The organism is Paenibacillus polymyxa (genome assembly GCF_001719045.1).
Lineage (GTDB): Bacteria > Bacillota > Bacilli > Paenibacillales > Paenibacillaceae > Paenibacillus > Paenibacillus polymyxa_B.
This window is the reverse complement of the sequence record NZ_CP015423.1, coordinates 5,578,917-5,604,817: the sequence shown is the minus strand read 5'-3', so window position 1 is coordinate 5,604,817 and position 25,901 is coordinate 5,578,917. Positions and strand designations below refer to the sequence as shown.

The window sequence follows — 25,901 nt, the reverse complement described above, 5'->3', positions numbered from 1 at the left end:
ACGTATCTCTCCTCGCGAAATAGATGTGGGTAAAAAGTAACTCCTCATAAATGACCGTCCTTGTCAAGGAACTGGTCATGCGTACCTTTTCACCGGCATTAAATTGCCAATGGCAGTCGGCAAAAGCGACCACTCCTGATATACCACTGAGATATGAGTGTCTTCGAAGAGCTGAATTTGAATAGAAACAAGCACATCTCTCTTTTTCATCACTCACACTTTCGCAGTGCAAGCTTTTTTAGTTGGGCGGACATAGTGAAATAACTCTGACTCTGGATGTATGAATATGTGTATGGTGTGAGAACATTTTTGAATTATGTTGAGAGTACATCTTGGTGGTGGGTTGTAGAATGGTTACCGCAGTGTTAACAACGTAGTGTATCGTGATGTGTGCTGTTTGAGTCTTGGCTGGAGGGTATCGATGCTGTGAGATGCATGAGCTGCTGCAGCGTGGTTAGGAGCGTAATTCTAGGATGAAAGGAGCGAAAAAATACTCACGACTGCGCTTATAACTTCCTGATTTTGTACATGGATGAAAAATGATGGTCATCGGACGAGCCAACGGGCTTCCCAGGCTGTTAAGGATATATTTCGCATACCTTAAAAATAATAGAGCTGTCTTTTGGAATACGGAAAATGATGTGAGACGGATTTACCAGATATGATGCTATGGACAGGGAATCTTGCAGTTTTGCCTATACAACTGCCATGCTGTTTCAATTACAATCAGTGCTCCCATACAGTGTCTAAAAAAGAAAACAGCTTATGTACTTATGAAGCCATTTCGGGAAGCCGTGAGGGCATGTTGTTCTGTTTGATACCCATGGAGCTTCTGTTGAACAACTGTCATGTTCTGTAAGCCATTTAGGCAAAGCCCTCATGTCGGGCAAAACAAAATAACTGGATCTTCTCAGTCAGATGGATCACGTTTTTAAAACCAAGACATGACCGAGTCGACATATAAATTTCTCATATCCTCTTACTGTCCAAAATCTCACAATAAATCCTTATATCCCTTTTTTCCTCCCAATACTTTCTAGCTATTTTAAATATACAAACTTTAAAACCGATTAGCATGGGACATAAGTTCCAAATTGATGAATTTCATGAAATCAATAAATAACCCATATTATTCTATTATTTTTATATCTTAAAATGCAAGAATTTTACTTTTTTATTAAATTGAATACTGACCATGACCCGTTAACGTGATTCAAAACAAAATTTTTGATTTTATAAATTGATAAAATCAAAATGATGTAGGTTTGCAAGAAAGTCCAAAACCCTTGTGCCAAAACAAATTTTACGTTACATACCATTAACACAAATATAACAAATCAATCCTGACATTATCCGACAAATTTCAACTTTTTCAGCAATAATCTTTAATTACCTATATCATGGAATTTATTTGCATTAAGCTGGAATAATTCAAAATTAATAACTCTTCACTTTTTAAATAGATAGTGACTTTTAATAGATCTTTTGAACCAATTTACATGCGGAATTTTCTTTAATTTTTCTCCTGAAATTTTAGTTCAGCTTAAATTCCGTCTAATTTAAGCTATAAATTTTATTTTTTAATTAATAGAAACGTTTTGATTCCCCTTTAAAAATATAAATTTTTAGAAAACTCATAACTTTGGAACTATTTTTTTCGCAAAATTTAATGAACGGAAAATACAAAATAGCAAGTCTCCATGTTGCAAGAGACTTGCTATTTTAAGGTTTTGGCGACTTGACCCTTAAGAATGAAGTGAATACTCTCACAGCGAACGTACCGGAAACATTTGTTGTGTGATGTATACTGTGTACGAATCGAATCGTTTTTGTTGCCGAGCGCATCACAACCGAGTGAGCTTCTGCCCTGTGACCAGACAGGAAACGAATCCTTTGAAACCACTCATCAGAAATCCAGACAAATCCTCGTACATCACGTCTTTTAAATGACAAGGGCTTGCCGCAGCTGTTCACATTAACCGACAGTTTTTTTACGCAAAACAATCTCATTACTGTATTCCTCGCTAAACATCCCATACAAACGAGCGCTGACAGCCCATCCTGACAATCCAAACTGTTCCGAACTGGAGATCTCCATTAATGCGCCATCCAAAGCAATAATTAAATCGCCGCTTTTTACCGTCAATGGTTGTTCGACTAATTTACCAGCTTGCACTGCCTCCGTAATGAGAAACAGCGAAACATCTCTAACCTAGCATCGTTCCCCTTTTAGTTGATCCAGCTGTTAAGTCTCTTAGCATCAAGCCAATGGAATATGTATTTTGTGGTATGAATTATTCTTCCCAGTGTATTGACATAATTAACAAAAATGCTGACATCTATGTAACTCGATGTCAGCAGGCAGAAATCAGCACTGTCAATTTGCTGTAAAGATATACTACGAAGTCAACTACCTTCAGCAGAATAAGAATAGTGAATAGTTCTTCACCCATCCACCACATCTGCTTGCAAATCTGTTGCAATTTCAATCATCTTAGGCACGACAGCCTCATCGGAAATAGCCACATACACATCACCCATGTAATGACGAAAAGGTATTTCTACATCAGCATACTTCCACATGAAAAAGTCTCCCTCGATCGACATGGTGCTCTCAGCACCTTGTATGATTAGTACTCGTGAATACGAAAAGTCTGGCTGGGATGCAAAGTAATCTTTGCACTCCTCCAGGGTAATGGATTGCTCCACAGGACTTTCCTGCATGGAACGGGTGATTCGAAAACGCTGGTTCATTGATCTGCCTCCACAATTATGATTAAAAAATTCTGGCTTTCATACCTTATAATGTCCACATGCTGCTGTCAATTTCGTTGGAATTATATGGATATTTAATGCTTTCAAGCATTTACTTTTAAGATGCATGTTCAAACTGACTATTGTATAGATCGGCATAGAAGCCGCCTTTAGCCAACAATTCCTCATGGTTACCCATTTCGATAATGTCACCGTCCTTCATGACCAGAATCAGATCCGCATTCTTGATCGTCGAAAGTCGGTGAGCAATCACAAAGGAGGTTTTCCCCACAGTCAGCTGGTCCATCGCTTGTTGAATCAGTAATTCCGTACGCGTATCGACCGAGCTTGTGGCCTCATCCAGAATGAGCATGGGTGAATCTTCAATCATCGCTCTTGCAATGGTAATCAATTGCTTTTGACCGGCAGAGAGATTGGCTTTGTCATCCAGCACTGTATCATAGCCCTGCGGCAGTGTTTTAATGAAGCTGTGCAGACCCACCGCTCTACATGCAGCTTCCACCTGCTCATCGGTAACATGATCTTTGGAAAAGACGATATTGTCACGAATCGTTCCTTCGAACAGCCAGGTATCCTGAAGCACCATACAGAATAATTCATGAATATTTTCGCGCGTTAATTGGCTAATCGGGGTGCCGTCAATGTAGATTTCTCCATCGTTCAGCTCATAAAACCGCATGAGCAAATTAACGAGCGTGGTCTTACCAGCGCCTGTCGGACCGACAATGGCAATTTTCTGACCAGCTTCAGCTTTCATGGAGAAGTCCTTGATGATCATACGATCTGCATTATAGCCGAAACGGACATGTTTGAATTCGACATCCCCTTTGGCAGTGTCCAGCTTTATGGTCTTGTGACGCTCATCTGCCAATTCTTCTTCACCCAGAAATTCGAATACACGTTCACTGGCGGCAGCCGCCGACTGCAGATTGGTTGCGGCCTGTGCCAGCTGCGACAAGGGCTGTGTAAACAGACGAATATACACCATGAAGGCGACAATAGTTCCAATAGTTATAGTCTGTTGGTTGACCAGCAAAGCTCCCACGACACAGACCGCGACATAACCAAAATTTCCAATGAACATCATGACTGGCATCATCAGACCAGACATGAATTGGGACTTCCATGCATTTGTATATAAGCGGCTGTTAATGCCATGAAACACTTCCTTGGCTGCTTGTTCCCCGTTATATACCTTGACTACGTTATGACCAGCATAAGTTTCTTCGATATGACCGTTGATCTGGCCAAGCTCCGCTTGCTGTGCTACAAAGTATTTCTGTGAATGCTTCATAATCACGCTCATCAGGCAAAATCCGATCAGCGTAGCTATAATTCCGGTAACGGTCATGATCCAGTTCGTATACAGCATCATAATCAAGGCGCCCACGAAGGTAGCCAGCGCACTGACAAGCGTGCCGAGACTGTTGTTTAACGTTTGTCCAATGGTATCGACATCGTTGGTTACACGGCTAAGCACATTACCGTAACTCGTAGAGTCAAAATACTTCAAAGGCATATGATCGATTTTTCGAGACAGTTCTGTCCGCATCTTCTTTGTAAGACGCTGTGAGACGGTTGCTGTAATGAAGCCCTGGAAATAGTTAAAGATAAGACCAAATCCATATAAAAGCGCCAATACAAGAACAATCTTCTGAACAGCACTTACATCAATCCCGGTCACGATTCCTTCCTGAATCAGGTTGGCAATATCGCTGAGCTTATCGGGGCCAATCACGTTGAGGGTGGAGCCGACCAGGGCCAGTACCATAGCTAGTATAATCATAGGCACATAGGCCTTGCTGTAGGATACAAGCTGGCTGATGGTCTTTTTAAAATTATTCGCTTTTTCACCAGTACCCTTGCCCCCCGTGGGTCCTTTACCCATGGGACCTCGCTGATTCATTTTCATTTGCTGGCTGTCGACGGTGTGTTCATTCTTATCCATGTATGAGTTCCTCCTTCGAAAGCTGCGAATATGCGATTTCCTGATAGGTGCTGCAGTTCGTCATCAGCTCTTCATGCGTGCCGCTCCCTACAATCTCTCCCTGGTCCAGCACGATAATCCGATCAGCGTCTTTGATAGTACCTATGCGCTGACCAACGATAAGTGTCGTAGCGTGGCCGGTTTCTTTTTTGAGAGCGGAGCGCAGAATCCGGTCTGTTCTGTAGTCTAATGCCGAGAAGGAATCATCGAAAATATAAATTTCCGGCTGACGGTAGATGGCACGCGCAATGGACAGCCGCTGCTTTTGGCCACCGGACACGTTCGCTCCACCTTGCGAAATTCTACCCTGATATTGACCATCCATCTTTTCGACAAACTCCGTTCCTTGAGCAATACCAACGGCTTCTTTAACGAGTTTCTCCGAAGCTCCTGCTCTTCCGTTATCGCCATACGAAACGTTGGATACAACCGTACCGTTGAACAATACAGCTCTCTGGGGGACATACCCGATTTTGTTATGGAGTGCCTGCTGATTATAGTTCCTGACATTCACACCATCCACGAGTACCTCTCCCTCGGTCACATCATAGAAACGGGGAATCAGATTGATCACGCTGGTTTTTCCGCTGCCTGTAGCGCCAATAAAGGCAACCGTCTCGCCTCGTTTCGCCGTAAAGCTAATGTTGCGAAGCACGGCCTCCTCCGCGTCTGGATATTTGAAGCTGACATTACGGAATTCCACTTGCCCCATAACGCTCTCTTCTCCAGTCGTCTCATGCCCGTTAACGATGCTGGATTCGGTATTCAAAACCTCTATGATCCGTTTGGCAGAGATCGAGGCGCGAGGCATCAGAATGAATATCATACTTACCATCATAAAGGCCATAACCACCTGCATTGCATAAGAGGAGAATACGACCATATTGGAGAACAGCGTGATGCGGTCTGGTACGGCCGCCCCGTTAATCAGATAAGCGCCGATACAATAGATAGAGACACTCAGACCTGACATAATAAAGGTCATACCGGGGCCAATCATCGTCATTAATCGGTTCGCGAACAGGTTTGTATTCGTCAACTCAACGTTAGCCTGCTCGAACTTCTCCTGCTGATACTGATCTGCATTATAAGCGCGTACTACCCGAAGTCCGATCAGATGCTCACGTGTTACCCTGTTCAGATTATCGGTGAGACGCTGGATTCTCTGAAAACTTGGAAGAGCGAAAACAACAATGACACTTAGCATTAAAATCAGAACAGCCACGGCCGCTCCTGTGGAGGCGGTCCACTGCCAGTTTTTATCCGCAATCTTCACAATAGCCCATACGGCCAGAATAGGTGCCTTGATGATCACCTGCAGCCCCAGCGCAACCACCGTTTGAATCTGCGTAACATCGTTCGTGGAGCGGGTAATGAGGCTTGCCGTCGAAAAGCTGTTCATCTCTTCCATAGAAAAGGATAAGGTCTTGTCAAAGACCATCGCACGCAGACGCATAGCCAGCCCAGCAGCCACCTTTGCCGCGAAATAGCCCACAATAATAGATGCAATCATACTGCCGACGGCACAAAACAACATGTAACTGCCGGGAATCAGCAGTTCGGACACAGGCGTTCCTTCCGTTTGCAGCTTGGTCGTAATTTCCGCCATATAATCAGGCAGCTTCAGATCAAGCCATACCTGCACAACGATGAAAGCTAGGCTGCAAAGTACGAGCATCCATTCATTTTTCTTGAGATATTTGAATATCTTTAGCATTCTGTTGCTCTCCTTTTATCTGATAGTCTTTGATGTTTGGTGAAGTATGGTGCGTCCTGCATCTGCATAGAAGTTCAGCTTCTAGAGACAATAAGCTTAATGAGTCGAATCAGTTCTTTAGCATCCTCTTCGTCTAACTTTCGAAGAACATTCTCGGTCCATGCAATTCCTTCATTATGCCTATCAATCATGAATTGCTTACCTGAATCCGTAATGAATACAATCACCTTACGTTTGTCGTTGACATCAGTACGCCGTACAACTAGTCCTTTCTTCTCCAGACTCTTCAGTGCCGTTGCTACCCGTCCCGTACTGACGGACAAGTATTCGCTCAAGTGGCCAGAGGTAACCCCGTCCTTATTGAAATTCAGACAAATGAGAATCCCCATTTCGCCACGTGAGAAGTGCCCTCGTTCCTCTAATGCCGGTTTCCGCGATTTGACGATATACTCGAATAGTTCTGTCGCTAATGCTTTATAATCCATTGGTCACAACACCTTCTCGCTAATACCTTATAGTATGAGATAATTAATCTTATAGTATAAGATAATAATAATGTCGAGTCACAAAGTCAATTAGAGAAAATATGGAATACAAAAAAATCCTCCGTAACTAGCTTGTATCTTTACCAATTTTTCTACACAAAGTCCAATGTAAAGACATCAGAGCTAAAACTGAATCTCTTCTTATGTATCTTCCTCTGAACATCTTCATTATTGTTTGTAAGGTCAAGTTCTACATGCCGTACTTTGATGAATCGTCTGGTCATCGATTCCGCCCACAGATTCAAAGCATATTCGGCAATCTTACGTAGTTCTCCCGCCACAATCGGCAACCTTCTTCCATGCTCCTGCCCAGGCAGCCAGCAAATTGGTTTGAGCAACAATATTCTGGATGCTCTCTGGGATCGCAGAGCTCATTAATTAGACCTTTTGTAGAGTACCTTGATAGAGTACTTTACAGAAGGTCTAAAGGACGTACTTTTTTTGCTTAATCGATTCGAATCGTTTTACTGACCCAAGCAGGCTCAATCAGTAATGTATACAGTCAATCTTAAAACCCTGTAGTATACTGTGTAGGGATTGCAGTTTCTTTTTTCAATTTTGATGCTGCTTCCAGTGACCAATAAGGATTTCTCAACATCCCTCTACCCACAGCAACCAGATCGGCCTCTTCATTTCCGATAACTGCATTCGCCAAAATTGGATCTTCCAGTCTTCCAACGGCCATCACCGGAATATCCAGAGCTTCTTTGATATCTTTTGCCAAGGGGACTTGATACGCTGCGTGAGTTCCTGGTCTGCCCCATGCAGCTATAGGTCCCTCACCGCCAGATGAAATATCAAACATATCTACTCCTGCCTTTTGATATTCCTTGGCAAAAGCAATGCTTTCCTTAATACCATATCCACCTTCTACATATTCTTTGGCAGAAATACGCATCAACAGTGGCATATCTTCCGGCATTTCGCCCTTCGCTGCCTGAATGATCTCCCGACCAAAAAGGGTAAGATCTTTACCATATTCATCTTCCCGTTTGTTCGTAAGTGGCGAATGAAATTGATGAATCAAATAGCCATGTGCACCATGAATTTCAATGCTGTCGAATCCAGCCTTAACAGCGCGAGCTACAGCAGCACGAAATTTTTCAACGAGTCCTTTAACCTCTTCTGTTGTAAGCGCGCGAGGTTGTTTTGAATTTTCATCAAATGCAATAGCAGATGGTGCTACAGGGACTTCAGCATCTTCCGCCTTGCGTCCGGCATGCGCGATCTGGATTCCCACTTTGGCACCGTAGCTGTGACAAGCATCTACAATCCGTTTGAGAGCAGGAATCTGCTCATCTGACCATAAACCAAGATCAAAATCGGAGATACGACCATCTGGCTCTACATCTGTCATTTCAATTATGATAAAACCAGCTCCGCCTACCGCCCGGCTAACGTAGTGTATATAATGCCAATCTGTGGCTACCCCATCCTTTTTGTCAACCGAATATTGGCACATTGGAGGCATAACTACGCGATTTTTCAATTCCAAACCTTTAATTGTATAGGGACTAAATAAATCTTTCATGTAAGAAAGACTCCTCTCTAATTTATATTATGAAATGCATCAATAAAATGCATGCACAAGCATATACATTAACATGTTTGTTTCATTTGTCAACTCTAGGTATGATTTCAAAGCTTCAAAGTAATTGGTGCAAATAATTCTTTATTGTTTGGATTCACACTTGATCCTCATCTTCAGATTTTTTGCAATGCTTCGACAACTGAATCGTCACCAGTAATCAGATCAAATGCTCGCTTGTATGTGTTCTCCTCATCTAAAGCTGCCACAATGGCACGGGCTACATCCTCACGTGGGATACTGCCATAGGTGATATTCTCCGCGGCAGCCACTTTTCCCGTACCGATTTCATTCAAAAGAATCCCCAGTCTTATGATTGTGTAGTTCAAACTGCTGCTTTCCAGCTATGAGTAATGGCTATACTTGAGACAAAAGTTATTCTTACATTCCTAAAATTTCTAGTTATAAGTGATACTTTCTTGCTTTATAACTGAGACTTTTTACGTTTTTTTGGATTATAACTGAGACTTATCCTCCAACAATAACATAATCACACCCTAATATGATCACTCGTCATTCTATAACTGTGAAGAGAAATGAGAACCAGTAGATTCCTTTTAGCTACTGGTTCTACCTGAACCGCAACAGCGACACAACATCCGTTTGAGTAAACTGTAGGCAATCTGCCCGGCTAAAAAAGTCTAAGACATATATCAAAAAAAGTATAGCTAAATTCGTCTCATGTATTACCGTAACTCATACCTGCGTCAATATGCCGGAAGTGTATTCAATAAGATATCCTTTTTCACGAGCATATTTGATTGTGTTTCTAATCCGACGCTGAAACTCCATTGGTGATTTAACCTTTCCGATATGAATTTCTATCGTATTATCCCACATTTCTCAATACTTCAAACCGGATGTTCTCCTCTACCGCCGGCCCTCCAATTGTAACTTGATCTCCTATCAGCATACCTTCAAGATTAGCTTTTCGACTTAGGCTTAGTTTCATAAAACTCATCCTTTCCTTATTAATTAAGTCCAACTGATCGACTCCACAGCCCGTAGCAGTTATTCAATCAATCTTTACCTCTAAAAATTTTCTCCCGCTGGATTGATGGCTGAACCGAAACATTGTTATCTCCTGACTACAATCAATCATTTTAAGCCCATTATCTTTAAACAGGCATTCAGCATATCCTTGTTTTTATAGATTACAACAGTAATCTCCTGTCGTGCTCTCGTTAGCATTTGGTACAGCATTTTGTCCATACAATAGGGAGGTGCCCCCGCTTCTCTAGTAGACAAAAGCTGCCCAGAATCGTTGTAATAAAAACGCTCGTTTATTACAACGGCAACTTTATCAAATTCTTGTCCAATAACATGATGAGCGTTTCGATTTCCCACTGAGTACTTATCAATTGATAAAAGGTAATAGCTGGAACTGGTATAGTCGATTACTTCCCAACTATTTTCTTTTAACTGCTCTAAGTAGTATCGCAAAGATTTTGCAGAATCAAAGTACTGAAGATGAATATTTTTATAGTCCATATTATTGTTGATATTATTGGTATTGAATAAATTGGTAATAAAAGCTGCAATCTCCTTATTAGTCCTTATCTTTTGAGTGAGTTTATATTTTTTATGATTTAATTGCTCAATCTTTTCCACTGAATTGTTTAAGAGTTCTTTAGTTTTAGTAGTAAAGACTTGATCTGGGTCGTATGAAAAAAACACATTTAACTTGGTTTTGTCTCACATAATCAATGATAATCTCTAGTTGGTGGATGTATATTCGCTGTGTTTCATCAACGATGATCAAATCATATTTTTCCTTTTTTTCTAAAATATATCTAAATCTTTAATTGGGTGAGGTTGTAGGTCTAAAATGGTCTTCCATTGATCTGTTCAATAAAACGATCACGATCAGACATACGGTCACTTCTGGTTCACTGAATGGAAAGTTGCATCAATTAGCAATTTATAAACTCAACCAAAGTTCCTATCATGACACAATAAATTATATACTGGAATATCTATCAATAGCAGTTCATATGAATGTATATAAGGAATTCATTACAACCACTGCTATGTATGAAAAAGTGCGAAAATTAGCTACAACTGAGCAGCAACAACAATATGAAAATATTATAAAGGGAGTGCTGACAAATGAAAAAAGCATTGGCGGATATGTGCCTAGCAGTTGCGCTTTTTAGCGCTATCGTTCCAATTACTTCTCCTACTGAAACAGTTGTACCTTTCAACCACGGGGTAAACGGGTAGTTTGTTAAAAGAGGCTGTCCCAAAACTAAACATTTGAACGCCCTCACCAGAAAAATAGAATGATAATCGTAAAAAGCCAAGGACTAAGCGGTCTGTTTTCGCTTAGCTCCTTGGCTTTTGTCTTGCGTGGCTCTTTAGCCGCAAATACTCTTGCTCACTTTGATATCGCGATCCCCTTGGTTTTTGTACACTGCGGCTTTAACGCAGCCCCGTTGTTTCTTTGCACTCCACCTAGGCGACATTCTTTAGCTTGGCGTATTGTTGCAGGTGTAAGGCTTTTGCCGAAGCCCAACCGCCGATGACAAATTGACATCGGACAATTTGTCCGATATAATCAAAACAAAACGGACAAACTGTCCGAATTTATAATATGAAGGGTGAAACTGGGATGAATATAAAAAAGTTGTATTTTTTACCTGTAGGTGAATGTTTCCTAGATCAATCGGCAGTTAATCGAACCCTTGCCCCCGGGAAATTAGTCGGAATGCCTGTGTGGTCTTTTCTATTGGAAACGACCAGCGGGCCGATACTCATCGATACGGGAATGCCCGACGCTTTTATCAACAATCCCGATTACTACAAGGGGACTAGACGTGAAGGGCGCGTCGTCCCCAACATGTCTGACGGCGACTCGATCGTAAATGTGTTAAAGCGTGTAGGTTATCGACCTGACGATATTCAAATGGTCATTAGCTCCCATTTACACTTGGATCATTCTGGGGGAAACGGGCATTTCCGCAATACGCCGATCCTTATTCAAAGGGCAGAGTATGATGCGGCCATAAACAATGAGGATTACTCTCCATTAGAGTGCAGGCTGCCCGATTTACAATATCAAATCATTGAGGGTGACCATGAATTGATTCCGGGGGTTCAAACTTTATTCACTCCGGGTCATTCCCCTGGCCATCAATCAGTCCTTGTCACAACGGAAAAGTCGGGTCCAGTGCTACTGACAATTGATGTTGCTTATACTCGGGAGAACTTCGAGAATAGCGTACCGTTCTTGACATTCGATCAAGAGATGGCTGCCAAATCGATTACTCGCATGCAGGAGTTAATTCAGGATGTTCGGCCGTCCTATGTTTTCTTGGGACACGATAGAGATCAGGCGCAAAAATGCCGCACCTTTCCTGACTTCCTGTAATGGAGGGACAGGCTATGGATACTCAATCAATGGCTTTATCCGGCAATGAGCGGAAATTAATGGGGACACTTTGCTTGCTCATTATTTTCGGAAACATCAATATGACCATGTTTAATTTGTCTATACCTTCGATTTCCGCTGACTTTGCCCTGACCTCCTCGCAGGTGAGCTGGGTTATGGTCGGTTACAGCATTTTGATGGCTATCGGCGCCGGTACTTACGGCAAGTTAACGGAGTCCTTTTCCTTTCGCCAGCTGTATGTCATTGGTTTAATCCTTTTAGCTTTCGGCTCTATGATCGGCTTTTTTGCAGCTTCATACTTGCAAGTCATCATTGGAAGACTGCTGCAGGCAGCAGGGGCCTCATCCATCTCTCCCCTGTCTTATGCGGCAGTAACCCTGTATTTTAAGCCTACAGTCAAGGGACGGGTGCTGGGAACCTTATCCGCCACAATTGCCTTTGCTTCCGGCTTCGGGCCTGTGTTCGGCGGTTTCGTGGAGCAATACTTTGGCTGGCGTGCTTTGTTCATCGTGTCCAGTCTGAGCCTATTTGTTATCCCTTTGATATTCAAGTATGTTCCTGACAAGAAACACGACCGCGGTTCATTCGATTTTCTCGGAGCTGTTTTGTTCTCCGCGGGACTGGCGTTGGTATTGCTAGGGGTTACGAACTATTGGTTTATGCTCATTGCAGGAGCAGCAGTTCTTCTATGGTTCGGTACTCATATTCAGAAAAAAGAACATCCATTTATCGATGCATCTTTCATGAAAAATGCTCCTTACCGACGAATTCTAGGGATTGGATTCCTTACCTTCGTATGCAACACGGGGTTAACCTTTACTCTTCCTGTCATGATGAAGAATTCCTTTCATTTACCAACTAGTAAAATCGGTCTGCTGATGCTTCCCGGTGCCGCCTGTGCAGCCTTGCTCGGATCCCGGATCGGAGGTTGGACAGATCGTTTCGGAAGCTCCCGCGTGCTTGTCATATCGCAAAGTCTCGTCATCAGCGGATTTATACTACTGGGGGTATCCGTACATTTGCCGCCATGGATCGACGCTTTATTGATCATTATCCTTATGATTGGATTCAACGGTGTCCTCACCTCTAGCAGCAATTTAGTTTCGACGACACTCCGTTCGGCTGAGCTGGGTGTAGGGATGGGTATTTTCACACTGGCCTATCTCCTAGGCGGAGCATTCGGCCCTGCGCTGGTCGGCCGACTGATTGATCTAAAGATGCCTTTTTCTGTTGTTTATTTTACCATTTCCCTGTTGGCAATCCTGACATACTTATTCGCAAGAAAAGCAAATCGTAGCGGAAGCTATGGTAATTAGTTTGGTAGACTTACGACATGTCCGAAAGAGACGGAGGATGAATAGATGAGTAAATTAAATTTCCAACTGTCCTTTGCTGCTATTCATGAGCTGGCCGAGGGGATCCGAACAAGGGAAATATCCCCGGTAGAGATTACAGAACATGCGCTTCACCGCATCGAACGTTTGAATCCGAAACTGAACGTTTTCGTTACCCAAACGTCCGAACTGGCGATTGAACAAGCGAAGCAATCGGAACGCGATATTATGCATGGTCGGTACAAAGGACCCCTTCACGGGATTCCCATCGTTCATAAGGATCTATATTACACTAAAGGGATCCGAACAACTGCCGGTTCAAAAATATTGAACAGCTTCGTCCCCGATTACGATTCGACGGTTGCAGCTAAGCTACATGAGGCTGGAACAGTTCTGCTAGGCAAAGTACAGACTCACGAGTTCGCTGCGGGATTGACAACAACTAGCCCGCACTTCGGTCCTTGCCTCAATCCGTGGAACACTGAACTTGTAACGGGAGGTTCAAGCGGCGGCTCGGCTTCTGCTTTAGCGGCTGGACTTACTTATCTGGGCACAGGCTCGGATACCGGAGGTTCGATCCGCATACCCGCTGCTTTGTGCGGTGTCGTAGGGATGAAGCCGACGTACGGTCGGGTCAGTCGGTATGGTATCATTCCAATGGCCTGGTCATTGGACCACTCGGGTCCGTTGACCCGCTGTGTCATGGATGCGTCCCTGTGCTTGGATGTGATGTCTGGCTTCGATCCAAAGGATGAATCGACTGTCGATCTGCCTGCGCCAGGTATCAAGATGTATCCGAATGGTCTCAGGGGTGTGCGTATCGGATTGCCGACAAGCTACTATTACGAGGATTTGATGCCGGAAGTGGAAGCTGCGATGAAGGCCGCTATCAATAAATTCCGAGAACTGGGAGCAGAAATCATCGAAGTTAGCCTGCCCCTGATCAAACATGTTAGAAGTGCGACGATGGCCATTATGATGACGGAAATGTACTCGTACCACGAGAAGTGGCTTGAGACAGAATTGGAACAGTATGGACCGGACGTCCGAATGTTTCTTGAAAGCAGTAGAGATATTCCGGCTTCCATTTACCTTCAGTCTCAGCGGGCCCGGCAACTAATTGTCAATGATTTTTTGAATGCATTGTCCGGAATCGACATCTTGTTGACGCCGGCAACACCGATCACTGCGCCGCGTGCAGATGATGATGCTAGTGTATTCAGATTGAACTCATTTACGGTTCCGACCAATTTGACTGGCTTGCCTAGCCTGAGCATGCCTTGCGGCTTCTCACCTTCCGGTCTGCCGATTAATATGCAATTGATTGGCCGCCCCTTCGAAGAAGCGACAGTACTAGGTATCGGCAATACTTATGAAATGAATACAGACTGGCACAAGAGACATCCGGATTTGTAAGCCTGACTATATTTGATGGAGGGTAATCTATGGATCAAAAGCAACTTAACTCTGAAGTTAGCAGGAAAGCATCAACCGAAACCGGAACAGATACGACGAGCGACAAGAAAAAAGCATACGAGCAGTTTATTCATACGATCGCAAGTTTAAAGGAACTGGACCTATCGGGCATTGAACCGCATTTGCCTCCAATTTACAAAAAGCACTATACCAAGAAATAAAAAAAAGCTCATCGGTCACCCAAATGAATGTATTTTTAATTTTTCACGAAATGTATTATAATATGAAGACGGACAACATGTCCTATACACGAAAAACGGACATATTGTCCGTTTTTCGTGTTAAATAACAGTTAAATTAATGATGAAGGGAGATGTTTATGATGAATTCAGAATCGCAATCTGTCTCTCTGAAAATTCCCAGAGAGGAGTTAAACCGAAGACGAATTTTGGCGGCGGCTAGAGAACTTTTCATCAAAAACGGTGTTGACAATGTCAATATGCATCAGATTGCGAAGACTGCTGGAGTAGGACAAGCAAGCCTATACCGCCGCTACTCGGATAAGGGCGACATATGTCAGGAGATCGCGTATGAAGAATACCAACCTTTGTTTGATGAAGTTCAAGCATTTCTTGATCAGTCCCCAGAAACCGCTGCCTTGGACCGGCTTTACCATGTAATCGTAAGATATGTATCTTTTTTAGAAGCGAAAGTTCCTTGGCTCTGTGAGGTCAGCCGGGCCTCAACCGGGCATCGTCCGTTACAATCTCCGTTATGTCAATGGATGCGCAATATAAGCAGAAATCTGCTAAATGAGGCCGTTGAACAGGGAGACGTATCCGGGGTGGACATTTCATATACTATTGAAGCCCTGCTGGCCGTGCTTCACAATATCGATTACCATCTCCAAGATGAAGGCTTTACAAGCCAACGAGTTCTTGATGGATTACACCGCATATTTATTGAAGGTTTAAGAGCTAATAGACATTAATTGAGGGGCTGGCCACAAAGCCACATAACATGGATGAGGGATAGTCCTGCGCAACTCCTCTTTTTATCTCATAATGGTATATTGAATGTACAAAGAAACCATATCCTTTCAAATGGTCGGGTGGTACCTCCATTTTACCCAGGAACGGTTTCTTATTGTTTTACAATTGGAGAACAGGACGTCCCTAGTCATTTTTATGACTTATGGGACAACCCTTTTTTTTCTGCCAATGGCTGCTATGCGAATTGTCCGGATCGGACTTCCATGGCACGCTCTCCTTATTCGGTCTTCTTATCATCAGCAGCGCTCTTTCGTCTACTTCCTGTAGGCTTCGTAGCCTGAGAATCCATGGAGAACAAGCAGGTTTTCATCTTATGTATTCCAAAATTGCAGTTGAAGAGATTTGTACAGCACTTTTATCGTATGACTTCTTCTCTTGTTGGCTTCTCAAGTTTCATCGAGGCTTCCAGTACAAAAGTCGGGTGATTCACTAAATCAGTAAAAAATATCTCTAGATCCTCACCATCAGGCCTCCTTAGCCACACATGAGGGGGATTTATGGTAACCACCTTGAACTTTTTCCCATAAAGACAACACTAAGCATATATCCTGATTTGGTTAAATGCATACAACATTCCTCCATCTATTTTTTCTACTTGGGGGTTCACCTGTGTGTTTAGTGATATTATGCTACGGGATGAAATAAGCTCGTTGAGATTGGTGATTAATGTTCCTTTTGCGATGAGGTGATAAATCAATGGTTTAATTAAGAGGGGATCTGTATTGTTTACGAATGTGGAGGCAAGATGGTCAACTGGACAAGACCCAAATACACTGAAGTCGATAGATAACAGGGTTATACCATTGTGAATAGTACTTTCTCTCTTTTAAAAAACCTTTCAAAAACTTAAGGTTACGGGACAGAGATATCGGAGGTGTTTTTGGGAAAACTACTTGATATTCCCAATCCTTTTTTGATGCGTATGTTCTACAATATTTATTACCCAATTCTGTTCGATCATTGTTTCGTTCTTCTTTGGGCTCCAGTTTTATTTGATAAAGTAATGGAATATGCCCTTGCCTAAAAACCAAAACATCAGGAATATGGAACCATTATGATAAGCATTAGCTTGTTCTTGTTTCCTAACCATCGCACGGACTGTGTGTTCTTTGTTTTCTTTCAAAAAATGGATAAGATGTTGTCCAATTTGTCCATTTGAACCTACCACCAAAACCTTCACCTAATCACTCCTCATTATTATATTTTTTCCTTTCCCATTAACTTAAATCACCATTCTTGGCAGTAAGGTCGATCATCTTGTTCTAATTAAACATTAAGTAACCGAATGGTTTAGCACATTACCAAATAAAAAAACATGCGCATGCATTTAATTTAGTGAAAAATGACTTGCTGTCAAGTTTTGAATACAAATATTGATTGCTTATTTTTCAGAAAAAATACGTCGATGATTTGAATAAACTTTGGTTCATCTTTGCTTTCTAAGTTCTCATCTTTCGGCACGTTAAACTTTGAGCGCTTCTGGTATCTACTAGGAAGCGCTCGTATTGTATATTAATTTTGATGTGGAGGAAAATCTATATTCTCATGCTCTCCATAAAAAAGCTCAATGCGTTGGACACCCACTTTTTGGGATGAAGAACAAGCTGAATTTCCAGCTTGAGCTCGGCATGCTCAAAGGGTAACACCTTTAACTCTTCCCGTTCAATCTCTTCCAGCGCAGCCATTAGAGGTAGAATGGATATACCCTCTCCAGTCTTGATGCTCCGTTTGATCGCTTCCGGATTACCCAGCTCCAGACTCACGCGATAGGTGATTCCATTTGCTCGAAGCACTCTCTCCAGCAGTTGTCTGTAGTTGCACGTATGCTCGGGCATGATCCACTCCGCATCAACCAGATCATTCAGGTCGATTCGCTCTTTAGCGATAAGCGGATGGTTCGGATGGACAATCAGCACAAGCGGTTCTTCTCGAATGGTAATCCACTGCAACGCAGGATTGCTTGAATCGTCCGCGAGGATCAACCCAACATCGGCCTCCCCTTCCCTCACCTGGTGCAAAATCATCTCTTCGCGATCCGTATGCAATCGTATGTTCAGATCTGGGTATTCTTTGCGAGTCGCCTGCATATACGGCGGCAGAAAATACGAAGCGATGGAATCCATAGTACCGATCGTCATGGAGCCTCCGCCCTGCTTGGCCAATTTTTCTTTCGATTGCTCGAAAAGCTCCAGCATTTGTCCAGCAAGCTTGAACAGCTCTTCTCCGGCGGAGGTAAGACGAATCTTATTGTTATTGTAGCGCTCGAACAATTTAACTTGATATGTTTTCTCCAGCTTTTGAATCTGGGTCGTGACGCTGGATTGTGCGTAACCGAGCACTTCTGCTGCTCTTGTAAAGCTTTCACGAATGGCAACTTCCCGAAATGTTTGAAGATAAATGAAATCCAATCTGGCCACCCCATCGAAAATTTTGATTAGAATCATCGTTTATTATAGATAACTCTGATGCTGTTTCCTATGTTACATTAGATTTAATTCAACGGGAAGGGATAACTGATGATGATGAACGAACAACATATTCATGGGATTTTCATACCGCTGATTACACCTTTTACGCGTGACTATAAGCTGGACATCGATTCGTACCGGAAGTATGTTACCTATCTTGCAGGCCATGACATCCAGGGTCTGGTCGTTAACGGTACGACAGGAGAGTCGCCAACCGTATCCTGGGATGAAGTGAAGCTGATGGTACATGTGACGCAGGATGTTCTGAAGAGCATGAACAAAACCATTCCGATCGTTATTGGCACGGGAACGAATGATACCTATTCAACGGTGCATCGGACGGAAATGGCGGCTGAATTAGGAGCGGATGCAGCCATGGTGGTCACTCCGTATTACAACCGGCCGACGCAGGAAGGAATATTGGAGCATTTCCGTGTCGTATCTCGTGTAGGCCTGCCTGTGCTAGTATATGAGATTCCGGTTCGCACGGGTAGTCGCATGACAATAGATACAATACGCAAAGTGCTGGACCTGGATGGCATAATTGGGCTCAAGGACAGCACGGGCGGTCTTGATCTGCTCTTAAAATTGACCCAGTACGAGACCAAGCCTGTCCTCTGTGGAGAGGATGCCTATTTCCATGCCATGCTATGCCAGGGGGCTACCGGTGGTATGCTTGCATCCGCTCATCTCCATATCCAGAAGTATGTGGATATATACCAACGTTTTGTGGCTGGCGACATGAACGGGTCGCGAGACAGTTTTATGCTACTAGAACCGATGATCCAGCATGTATTTGCAGAGCCAGCCCCGGCCGCGATCAAGTGGTGGCTTACCCAACAAGAGATTATTGCCGCCGAGCAATTGCGTCTGCCACTTATGCCCCTGTCGGATCAGGTGAAGCAGGGTCTCCTGAATTCAATCATATCCTGATAAATCAGCTTATCTCAGACTCCCCAATCATAACGTAGAAGAAGCATCTCCTGGACAGGAGATGCTTCATTTCTTAGCCGGAACAGGCAGCCTTTAGAAAAACGAATTTAAGAAGATACCCTCTATAGTAGAACGCTGTAAATTACTGGTCCAAAATAAGTGAAGATGTATGTGACGCATAGCAATTTGGTGTTTGTAGACGCGTCTTTTATCGAGCTTAAAATGTCCGAAAGATCACTGCGCATCTTCATCCCCAACCAACTCCAACTGTCTGTCATCAGGAAAACATTTTTTACAAGTCCCGCTATCTGCATTGGGTTGTTATACAAAGAGAATATTATGAATAACTACATACTCAGCGTTTTCATCCTAATGAGGTCTGCAACATTAAAGGGATTATTTCCTGTAAGCGAAATTATTGCAAAAAGAGGACTGCCGATGAATTTCACCGACAGTCCTTCTCTTTCAAGCAGTATACTCCTCACTCCTATTCGCTGGACAGCTCCTTGAGCGATTTGACTTTACCATGGGGATGCTGCTCTTGCTTTCGTGACTTCCAGGCTGCTTCTTTCCTTTTCTTCTGGTGAGCCATAACAGATATCCTCCTTTGGAAATTGTGATGTATACTACTTTCTTAAGTTGTCATTTCTCAGCTCTGTTCATTCATAAAACTAAATTCGTTGAATTTTCTCCTACATATCACAATCCCAAATATAGGCTGTCAAAATCGCTTAATCATAAAAATGCACTCACGCACTTTATGTTTGCGGGGGTGTATTTTTGTGATTAAGCAGATCATTGTTCTATTATAATCCATGTATGAACTTACTTATTTAAAATAGGTATCTCTCCAAGCAGATTCTTTAAATTAATAGCATCCCACGGCATATGCTCTGTTATACCTAATCCAACTACATCTGTTTCTTCAGATAGTTCTTTAATCAGATTAAGTAGCTGAGGCATTTGCATTGTTCCCGCAGGAGAAAAATTATAGGGCGCTTCAGGGTTGGCGAACAGTAAAGAACGAAATGCTTTTGGGTCAAGCACATCTAAATCAAGGTGAATAGCTAGATGCTTAATGCCACTTTCTTTAATCCACTCTCTAATAGATTCAGTACTATTCGTTAACTCTTTGGTTCCTGCAGTTTTAATCCCTAGTCTTTGAATCACTTCTGTGTCTGATTCTGCAGGAGCTATACCTAGTCTTTGAAACGCTTCTGAAATGGCTTCTGTTTCTTGTTCTGTAGGAGCCGCTAATCCCGCGATAAAGACATTTTCAGGTTTTAGTGGGATTTTCACATGTTTTGCGAACTCCTCATCTCCTTCTCCCAAAAGATTTCCGAGCGGTAATGTATGTCCGTTATCATAGCCCACATATCTAACTAAATCACTGTGAGCATCGATCCAAATTAAACCTAATTCCCCACCGTATCGTTCGTTCAAATAGGCAAATGGAGCTTGTTCCACTAAGCAGTCACCACCAAACATTACAATACGATCTGGCTTATGAGCATCAATGATATGCTGAGCAGCCTCTAACTGTTCAAGTAGCTGTTTTCTCCCATTCATACCGTTTTCGTTTTCAAGCGGAGTACCGTTATAAGCTTGAATGGGAACATGAATAAGGGGTTGATCATTATCCGGAGCTAGCCAAGCAAGCAGTTCGGCTCCAAAAGAGTAATTAGGATTGTTTCCCCCTTGCCATTGTGGCATTAACAGACGTATTGTTTTTTCAGTCATGTTTTTCTCTCCTTTACTTCAAAAGTAAGGTTAGTATAAACTGAACACAAATAAAAACGTAGTACGCACTATTTTGATAGGTACTACCCGAAAGGATATTGTAAACATGAGTATGGCTGAATTTAAAGGTAAAGTTAAAAACATTCAAGATACACCTTTTGGTTATACAGTTTCACTGATTGGTGGTAAATGGAAAATGGTTATTATTTATCTCCTAGCCGAAAACCGAACAGTTCGCTTTAATGATCTGAAAAGACAGATAGGGGCTATTACTTATAAAACATTGAGTTCACAACTAAAAGAATTGGAAGCGGATGGTCTGGTGAATCGGAAAGAATATCCTCAAGTCCCCCCTAAAGTCGAGTACAGTCTCACAGATAAAGCAGAAACGTTATTACCTGTTTTGGAAGGGTTATGTGAGTGGGGAACAAAAAACCAAAAAAATTAAATCCAGTTTTCTAATAAAAAGCCTGTATGCGAAAAGTTGTCCTGTTTTCCAACATTGCTATTCCAAGTTTAAACTCTCTAGTTAAGTGAATCCAGCAATGGCTGAACAACAGCATGCAACCGTTCTGCAAATTCTATTATCTTAATTATCGCTTCAAGCCAGATTTATTTCCCGAATCACTTCAAGCGGAACCTTCGGTTTTCGGTCTTCCGTCAACAACCCGTTGACTTCCTGCTGTACATCGGTTACTTGTGTATAGCAATAGCCCGAGAGATAGGGGGTCGCTTTAATTGCTCCGGTGATTGCACGGAAACGTTCGATAAAAGCTTCGACTGAATCCACCTGGTTTCCGTATCCCCAGCCCTTGTCCGTCTGGAAGGCAATGCCGCCGAATTCGCTTATGATAATCGGTTGTCCTCGGTAGGCATATCCTTCTGCAAAAGCATATTTCCAATTGTTAAAGGAGATGCTGTTGTTTACGATGCTTTCCTTATCCTGATATCGCTCCAAAAACTCTTCGCCCGTCTCCACATAATCATGAAGGGTCAAAATATCCGAGACCGTATGCTCCCAACCGTCATTGGTAACCACCGGACGATACGGATCAATCGTCTTCGTCAGATGATAGATGGTTTGCGTGAACTGCTGCTGCCTTACATCATGTCCAATGGTCGATATGCCCCACGATTCATTGAACGGGACCCAAGTTATGATGCTTGGATGATTGTACTGCTGCGGCACGATTTCCAGCCATTCCTTCGTAAAGCGGCTAACCGCCTGATCATTGAACTCAAAGGTCGACGCCATTTCTGACCAGACGAGCATGCCTTTCACATCACACCAATATAAAAAGCGAGGGTCTTCCAGCTTCATATATTTACGAACCCTGTTATATCCCATCGCAGCTATTTTATCGATATCTTCGATAAGAGCTTCTTCAGAAGGGGGAGTCAGATGAGTTTCCGGCCAGTAGCCCTGATCTAGAATCAGCCGCTGGTACAGAGGGCCATTATTTCAATAGAATCTGTCCGTTTTCAATCATATTTTCCGCATGCCAAAATAGGAATACACCCTGTCACTCTCTTTCTCATCCTCATACAGAGCAAACTCTACATCGAACAAGTTGGGCGATTCCGGTGACCACAAGCACTGCTTCCATGGACCACACGCTTCATGAAATACATGGGCCTCCACCGTTATCCAGGGCCTGTCGGCAGATAAGCTGACCTTTTTCACATGCTGTCCTTTCAGCGCAATCCGTGTCTCCATGCGTAAATTATCTTTAGCCTCGGTACCCATGAGCTGAAAGTCAAAGCGGATCATATGACGGTCGATATCCGGTGTTATCTTGACCTCATTGATTCTTACCTCATTCACATATTCAATCCACACACTTTTCCAGATTCCGGTGCTCTGTACATAAAAGCATTCAAAGTTTCGGCACCCCTCCCGGCGGCACCGTCCATGAGAGGATTCGTCATACGGCGGAATATATTCGTATGCATTGTCGGAACATGCTAGATTTGAAGACAATGGCTGCGACGTCAGGTTATAGCTCCTTTCATTTTAGCCCACTCTTCCATCAGATCATGGGCAGCACCCCAGCTCAATATTTGCTCCAATGCCGAATAACGCTGGCCAAACATCTCCTTGTATCCACGGCACTCACTGTAAAGCAGATTGCACTGGAAACTGGCTTTCATCAAAGCAGCTATTTTATCAAGAGATTTCGGGAGCATACAGGCATCACGCCAGAGCAGTTTCGCCAGCTGAGAAGGATGGGTTAGTACAATCTAATAACTCCTTCAATAGCTGGGCATGTGTGTATGGCAGCGTACAAATCGAAATTACAAATTTTGCAGTTGAATAAAAGAATAAGCGGCCGCTTAGGACGTTTGGTTAACATGTCCTACGCTACCGCTTCTGTTAATGTTTTTTATTTCGCTTATATATAGGATTAAATTGTCTGTTTGGATATCGCTCCGAAATATTCTACAACTACCTCACGGAATTCCAGAGCAGCCCGTGAAATATACCGACTCCTATGCCATAATAAAGCGATCTCCCGTACCAATTCGTGATTTTCTACTTGGAGATATTTAAGATGTTCCCGTGAATTTCTTGCCGTGCTTGGTATAAAGGCTATGCCAATTTCAGCTTCCACAAGCGTACTAAGCCTTGCAGGTTCATCCCCCTCATACACATACTTAGGTATAAAACCTTCCGATTTGCATACAGAGTCCACTAAATCGCGAGTACCGTAGCCTCTCTTTACACCGACAAACCATTCATCCCTTAGATCTGTCAACGTTACACTGCTTCGATCTGCCAGCCGATGCCTCTTTGGAACAGCTACAAGAATTGGATCGATAAACACGATTTGGCATTCGATGTCATCTCCCTCTATTGGAGGTGAGGACAAGCAAAAATCGACCTCTCCTCTATGAAGCAGCGTTACCATTTCCTGAGTGGTCAGCATTTGCACATGAAATTGAATATAGGGTCGCTTTTTCCGAAACTCTCGCAGAATATTGGGTAATGTGCTTGCGGTGGTCACTGCCAATTCGAGAGTGCCATGTTCCGGGCTGGATAAATCACTAAGCTCCTGCTTCCCCTGCTCCAATTCAAATAAAGCCCTCTCTGCACGGTGAAGGAATCTGCTTCCGAACTCATTCAATCGCAGTTTCCTCCCTGTTCGATCGAATAGAGGAACCCCCAGATCTTCCTCCAGGCGTTGAATCGTTTTGCTCAGCGACGATTGAGTAACGTGCAGACTTCGTGCAGCTTCGGTCACATGTTCCAAACGAGCTACCGCGAGAAAATATCGCAGTTGAAGAAGTTCCATTATGATCCCCCATTCATTCCCTCAAGTCAATGAGATTATAACATCAAATGCGTTGGAATAAATAATCGCTTTCAAGTACGATGATATTAATTCGCTATGGGGGGACCAGAAATGAGCGTTCGCAGCTGGTGGTTACTGATTTCAGTTGGTCTAGGGATACTATTGAACCCATTAAATTCTTCGATGGTTTCTGTTGCTATTCCAAGTCTGCAAAATGTGTTCCAACTTGACTTTACAGGTGTTTCCTGGATTATTTTTTCTTTCTACATTGCAAGTAGCATCGCTCAACCTGTCATGGGAAAAGCCAGCGATTTATTCGGTCGTAGGAAAATTTTTCTTACCGGGCTTGTTGTAGCCTTCATTGCATCATTATTAGCTCCATTATCACCAAATTTCGGGTGGCTCATCATGTTCCGCATTGTGCAATCCATCGGAACAAGCATGATGGTTGGGGTTGGAATGGCTATTGTTCGAATTCATATTACAGAGAAACAAGCAACTGCGTTGTCTGTTTTGTCCATATTCCTATCTGGAGCAGCAGCAATTGGCCCCTTTATTGGCGGGGTCTTGATTCATTGGTGGAATTGGCCTGCTATCTTTTTCATCAATATTCCGTTTGTGGTGGCCAGCTTTGTATTGGCTTGGAGGAATATTCCTAAGGACGAACTGCCAACATCCGTAGCACGCAACATGTCCTTTCGTAAATGGTTTGAACTGATTGATGCATTAGGGATTCTGCTCTTCACAGTGGCTTTGGTTACCCTGCTCGTTGGACTACTCTCAGCAAAATCATCTGGACATATCTTATTAGGAAATGTCATTGTCGGGCTGATAGGTCTCGTTGCGCTGGGGATATTCGTACGACATGAGTTAAAAGCGACATCACCCTTTATTCCTTTACGTACATTTGCCAAGTACCCTGCGATGACTTGGGTTAATGTTGAATTCATGCTCGTTAATGTACTATATTACTCGCTCTTTTTCGGGCTTCCGTCCTACTTGCAAATGGTACGTCATGTCAGTGAGTTCCAAACAGGCATTCTCATGCTAAGCTTAGGCTTGTGCTCGCTAATTACTTCTCCAATTGCAGGACAATGGATCGATAAATCAGGACCCCGACCGGCATTGCTGGTGTCCGCAATTCTGATGACATTGGGGTCAGTGTGGCTCGTGACATTGAATCCAACTTCACCGGTTATCAGCGTGTGTTTGGCTTTAGCTGCATTCGGTATTAGCAACGGTTTGAACAATGTAGGTATGCAAGCAGCCCTGTTCCAAAGTTCTCCAAAAGAAATAATCGGTGTAGCATCCGGATTATTTAACACATCAAGATATCTGGGAACCATTATCTCTTCATTATTGATAGCTATCGTAATGGGAGGTACGTTTAGCTTCAAGGGATTTCAAATGCTTGGGATTATCCTCACGGTAATTGCATTGTCTTTGGTATTCATGAGTCGGCAGCACTGGAAGTCAGCGCAATTGTATGAGTCGTAGGCCCACAAAGTTCATATCTCAAACCATTGCGCGGCACCAATCATCATGCATCCAATGTCATTTATTTGGATTAAAGAAGGCGTTTCACCTAAACGAACGGTTTTATGAAGTCGGTTGCATGAACCTTTGCACACTATTTTAATTGATTCTGATGTTTCTCTCTGT

At 43.0% G+C, this 25,901-nt stretch carries 22 protein-coding genes and 3 pseudogenes; 10 read left to right on the top strand and 15 right to left on the bottom strand.

What is annotated here, in order from left to right; genetic code table 11:
* Nucleotides 1–1,975 precede the first annotated feature (1,975 nt).
* The 9 genes and pseudogenes from AOU00_RS25020 to AOU00_RS24980 all read right to left on the bottom strand — a co-directional run bounded on the left by AOU00_RS25020 (nt 1,976) and on the right by AOU00_RS24980 (nt 10,223).
* Complete coding sequence (locus AOU00_RS25020; protein ID WP_155765266.1) at nt 1,976–2,146, bottom strand: hypothetical protein; 171 nt, start codon at nt 2,144–2,146, stop codon at nt 1,976–1,978.
* Nucleotides 2,147–2,445: 299 nt separating this feature from the next.
* The gene (locus AOU00_RS25015) at nt 2,446–2,754 is read right to left on the bottom strand and encodes a hypothetical protein (RefSeq protein ID WP_061830895.1); all 309 of its coding nucleotides are present in this window, start codon (nt 2,752–2,754) and stop codon (nt 2,446–2,448) included.
* Between the two features lie 118 nt (nt 2,755–2,872).
* Nucleotides 2,873–4,723, bottom strand: coding sequence for an ABC transporter ATP-binding protein (locus AOU00_RS25010; protein WP_069291937.1), 1,851 nt, complete (start codon nt 4,721–4,723; stop codon nt 2,873–2,875).
* Nucleotides 4,716–6,479, bottom strand: a complete 1,764-nt coding sequence (locus tag AOU00_RS25005) for an ABC transporter ATP-binding protein (protein WP_069291936.1) — start codon at nt 6,477–6,479, stop codon at nt 4,716–4,718. The genes AOU00_RS25010 and AOU00_RS25005 overlap by 8 nt, the downstream gene beginning before the upstream one ends.
* A gap of 74 nt (nt 6,480–6,553) precedes the next feature.
* Nucleotides 6,554–6,964, bottom strand: coding sequence for a MarR family winged helix-turn-helix transcriptional regulator (locus tag AOU00_RS25000; RefSeq protein ID WP_013310356.1), 411 nt, complete (start codon nt 6,962–6,964; stop codon nt 6,554–6,556).
* A 568-nt stretch (nt 6,965–7,532) separates the two neighbouring features.
* Nucleotides 7,533–8,555 (bottom strand): NADH:flavin oxidoreductase/NADH oxidase, encoded by a 1,023-nt coding sequence (locus AOU00_RS24990; RefSeq protein ID WP_069291934.1) that lies wholly within the window; start codon nt 8,553–8,555, stop codon nt 7,533–7,535.
* A gap of 173 nt (nt 8,556–8,728) precedes the next feature.
* Nucleotides 8,729–8,956 (bottom strand): annotated as a pseudogene (locus AOU00_RS24985) (NAD(P)H-binding protein); the annotation flags it as partial.
* Between the two features lie 485 nt (nt 8,957–9,441).
* Nucleotides 9,442–9,564, bottom strand: coding sequence for a hypothetical protein (locus tag AOU00_RS27520; RefSeq protein ID WP_257785358.1), 123 nt, complete (start codon nt 9,562–9,564; stop codon nt 9,442–9,444).
* 146 nt (nt 9,565–9,710) lie between these two features.
* On the bottom strand, nt 9,711–10,223 hold the full coding sequence (locus tag AOU00_RS24980) for a hypothetical protein (protein ID WP_155729746.1): 513 nt from the start codon (nt 10,221–10,223) through the stop codon (nt 9,711–9,713).
* A gap of 194 nt (nt 10,224–10,417) precedes the next feature.
* Between AOU00_RS24980 and AOU00_RS27315 the strand changes: the two genes are divergently transcribed.
* From AOU00_RS27315 to AOU00_RS24950, 6 genes are all read left to right on the top strand, one after another.
* Nucleotides 10,418–10,768: a hypothetical protein gene (locus tag AOU00_RS27315; RefSeq protein ID WP_061830907.1), complete on the top strand. Its 351-nt coding sequence runs from the start codon at nt 10,418–10,420 to the stop codon at nt 10,766–10,768.
* A 455-nt stretch (nt 10,769–11,223) separates the two neighbouring features.
* Nucleotides 11,224–11,982, top strand: coding sequence for a quorum-quenching N-acyl homoserine lactonase AiiA (gene aiiA, locus AOU00_RS24970; RefSeq protein ID WP_061830909.1), 759 nt, complete (start codon nt 11,224–11,226; stop codon nt 11,980–11,982).
* A 14-nt stretch (nt 11,983–11,996) separates the two neighbouring features.
* Complete coding sequence (locus tag AOU00_RS24965; protein ID WP_061830911.1) at nt 11,997–13,319, top strand: MFS transporter; 1,323 nt, start codon at nt 11,997–11,999, stop codon at nt 13,317–13,319.
* 45 nt (nt 13,320–13,364) lie between these two features.
* A complete protein-coding gene (locus AOU00_RS24960) occupies nt 13,365–14,753 on the top strand; it encodes an Asp-tRNA(Asn)/Glu-tRNA(Gln) amidotransferase GatCAB subunit A (RefSeq protein ID WP_029515916.1) in 1,389 nt (462 codons plus the stop codon).
* A 29-nt stretch (nt 14,754–14,782) separates the two neighbouring features.
* The gene (locus AOU00_RS24955; RefSeq protein ID WP_029515917.1) at nt 14,783–14,974 is read left to right on the top strand and encodes a hypothetical protein; all 192 of its coding nucleotides are present in this window, start codon (nt 14,783–14,785) and stop codon (nt 14,972–14,974) included.
* 161 nt (nt 14,975–15,135) lie between these two features.
* Nucleotides 15,136–15,744: a TetR/AcrR family transcriptional regulator gene (locus tag AOU00_RS24950; protein WP_061830913.1), complete on the top strand. Its 609-nt coding sequence runs from the start codon at nt 15,136–15,138 to the stop codon at nt 15,742–15,744.
* A 1,118-nt stretch (nt 15,745–16,862) separates the two neighbouring features.
* Here AOU00_RS24950 and AOU00_RS26415 read toward each other — a convergent pair.
* Both AOU00_RS26415 and AOU00_RS24940 read right to left on the bottom strand, forming a co-directional pair.
* Nucleotides 16,863–16,985 (bottom strand): annotated as a pseudogene (locus AOU00_RS26415) (NAD(P)H-binding protein); the annotation flags it as partial.
* 355 nt (nt 16,986–17,340) lie between these two features.
* Nucleotides 17,341–18,249: a LysR family transcriptional regulator gene (locus AOU00_RS24940; RefSeq protein ID WP_420488433.1), complete on the bottom strand. Its 909-nt coding sequence runs from the start codon at nt 18,247–18,249 to the stop codon at nt 17,341–17,343.
* Between the two features lie 78 nt (nt 18,250–18,327).
* Between AOU00_RS24940 and dapA the strand changes: the two genes are divergently transcribed.
* A complete protein-coding gene (gene dapA, locus AOU00_RS24935) occupies nt 18,328–19,206 on the top strand; it encodes a 4-hydroxy-tetrahydrodipicolinate synthase (RefSeq protein WP_335582233.1) in 879 nt (292 codons plus the stop codon).
* A gap of 487 nt (nt 19,207–19,693) precedes the next feature.
* Here the strand turns inward: dapA and AOU00_RS27310 are convergent, their stop codons facing one another.
* Nucleotides 19,694–19,798 (bottom strand): DUF6254 family protein, encoded by a 105-nt coding sequence (locus AOU00_RS27310; RefSeq protein WP_023988604.1) that lies wholly within the window; start codon nt 19,796–19,798, stop codon nt 19,694–19,696.
* Nucleotides 19,799–20,031: 233 nt separating this feature from the next.
* A complete protein-coding gene (locus AOU00_RS24930) occupies nt 20,032–20,946 on the bottom strand; it encodes an arginase family protein (protein ID WP_061830919.1) in 915 nt (304 codons plus the stop codon).
* A gap of 106 nt (nt 20,947–21,052) precedes the next feature.
* On the opposite strand from AOU00_RS24930, the gene AOU00_RS24925 reads away from it, so the two are divergent.
* Entirely contained in the window at nt 21,053–21,394 is a 342-nt protein-coding gene (locus AOU00_RS24925; RefSeq protein WP_061830921.1) for a winged helix-turn-helix transcriptional regulator, read from the top strand.
* Between the two features lie 153 nt (nt 21,395–21,547).
* Here the strand turns inward: AOU00_RS24925 and AOU00_RS26070 are convergent.
* Nucleotides 21,548–22,831: pseudogene (locus AOU00_RS26070) on the bottom strand (glycoside hydrolase family 2 TIM barrel-domain containing protein); the annotation flags it as partial.
* 77 nt (nt 22,832–22,908) lie between these two features.
* Here AOU00_RS26070 and AOU00_RS26065 point away from each other — a divergent pair.
* On the top strand, nt 22,909–23,181 hold the full coding sequence (locus tag AOU00_RS26065) for a helix-turn-helix transcriptional regulator (RefSeq protein ID WP_172828316.1): 273 nt from the start codon (nt 22,909–22,911) through the stop codon (nt 23,179–23,181).
* A 170-nt stretch (nt 23,182–23,351) separates the two neighbouring features.
* Here the strand turns inward: AOU00_RS26065 and AOU00_RS24905 are convergent, their stop codons facing one another.
* On the bottom strand, nt 23,352–24,239 hold the full coding sequence (locus AOU00_RS24905; RefSeq protein WP_061830929.1) for a LysR family transcriptional regulator: 888 nt from the start codon (nt 24,237–24,239) through the stop codon (nt 23,352–23,354).
* 111 nt (nt 24,240–24,350) lie between these two features.
* On the opposite strand from AOU00_RS24905, the gene AOU00_RS24900 reads away from it, so the two are divergent.
* Complete coding sequence (locus tag AOU00_RS24900) at nt 24,351–25,736, top strand: MFS transporter (RefSeq protein ID WP_069291932.1); 1,386 nt, start codon at nt 24,351–24,353, stop codon at nt 25,734–25,736.
* Nucleotides 25,737–25,901: the final 165 nt, after the last annotated feature.

Coding starts and splice junctions, on each gene's coding strand:
- AOU00_RS25015 (WP_061830895.1), bottom strand. CDS start 2,754: ATGAACCAGCGTTTTCGAATCACCCGTTCCATGCAGGAAAGTCCTGTG.
- AOU00_RS25010 (WP_069291937.1), bottom strand. CDS start 4,723: ATGGATAAGAATGAACACACCGTCGACAGCCAGCAAATGAAAATGAAT.
- AOU00_RS25005 (WP_069291936.1), bottom strand. CDS start 6,479: ATGCTAAAGATATTCAAATATCTCAAGAAAAATGAATGGATGCTCGTA.
- AOU00_RS25000 (WP_013310356.1), bottom strand. CDS start 6,964: ATGGATTATAAAGCATTAGCGACAGAACTATTCGAGTATATCGTCAAA.
- AOU00_RS24990 (WP_069291934.1), bottom strand. CDS start 8,555: ATGAAAGATTTATTTAGTCCCTATACAATTAAAGGTTTGGAATTGAAA.
- AOU00_RS27520 (WP_257785358.1), bottom strand. CDS start 9,564: ATGAAACTAAGCCTAAGTCGAAAAGCTAATCTTGAAGGTATGCTGATA.
- aiiA (WP_061830909.1), top strand. CDS start 11,224: ATGAATATAAAAAAGTTGTATTTTTTACCTGTAGGTGAATGTTTCCTA.
- AOU00_RS24965 (WP_061830911.1), top strand. CDS start 11,997: ATGGATACTCAATCAATGGCTTTATCCGGCAATGAGCGGAAATTAATG.
- AOU00_RS24960 (WP_029515916.1), top strand. CDS start 13,365: ATGAGTAAATTAAATTTCCAACTGTCCTTTGCTGCTATTCATGAGCTG.
- AOU00_RS24955 (WP_029515917.1), top strand. CDS start 14,783: ATGGATCAAAAGCAACTTAACTCTGAAGTTAGCAGGAAAGCATCAACC.
- AOU00_RS24950 (WP_061830913.1), top strand. CDS start 15,136: ATGAATTCAGAATCGCAATCTGTCTCTCTGAAAATTCCCAGAGAGGAG.
- AOU00_RS24940 (WP_420488433.1), bottom strand. CDS start 18,249: ATGATTCTAATCAAAATTTTCGATGGGGTGGCCAGATTGGATTTCATT.
- dapA (WP_335582233.1), top strand. CDS start 18,328: ATGAACGAACAACATATTCATGGGATTTTCATACCGCTGATTACACCT.
- AOU00_RS27310 (WP_023988604.1), bottom strand. CDS start 19,798: ATGGCTCACCAGAAGAAAAGGAAAGAAGCAGCCTGGAAGTCACGAAAG.
- AOU00_RS24930 (WP_061830919.1), bottom strand. CDS start 20,946: ATGACTGAAAAAACAATACGTCTGTTAATGCCACAATGGCAAGGGGGA.
- AOU00_RS24925 (WP_061830921.1), top strand. CDS start 21,053: ATGAGTATGGCTGAATTTAAAGGTAAAGTTAAAAACATTCAAGATACA.
- AOU00_RS26065 (WP_172828316.1), top strand. CDS start 22,909: ATGCTAGATTTGAAGACAATGGCTGCGACGTCAGGTTATAGCTCCTTT.
- AOU00_RS24905 (WP_061830929.1), bottom strand. CDS start 24,239: ATGGAACTTCTTCAACTGCGATATTTTCTCGCGGTAGCTCGTTTGGAA.
- AOU00_RS24900 (WP_069291932.1), top strand. CDS start 24,351: ATGAGCGTTCGCAGCTGGTGGTTACTGATTTCAGTTGGTCTAGGGATA.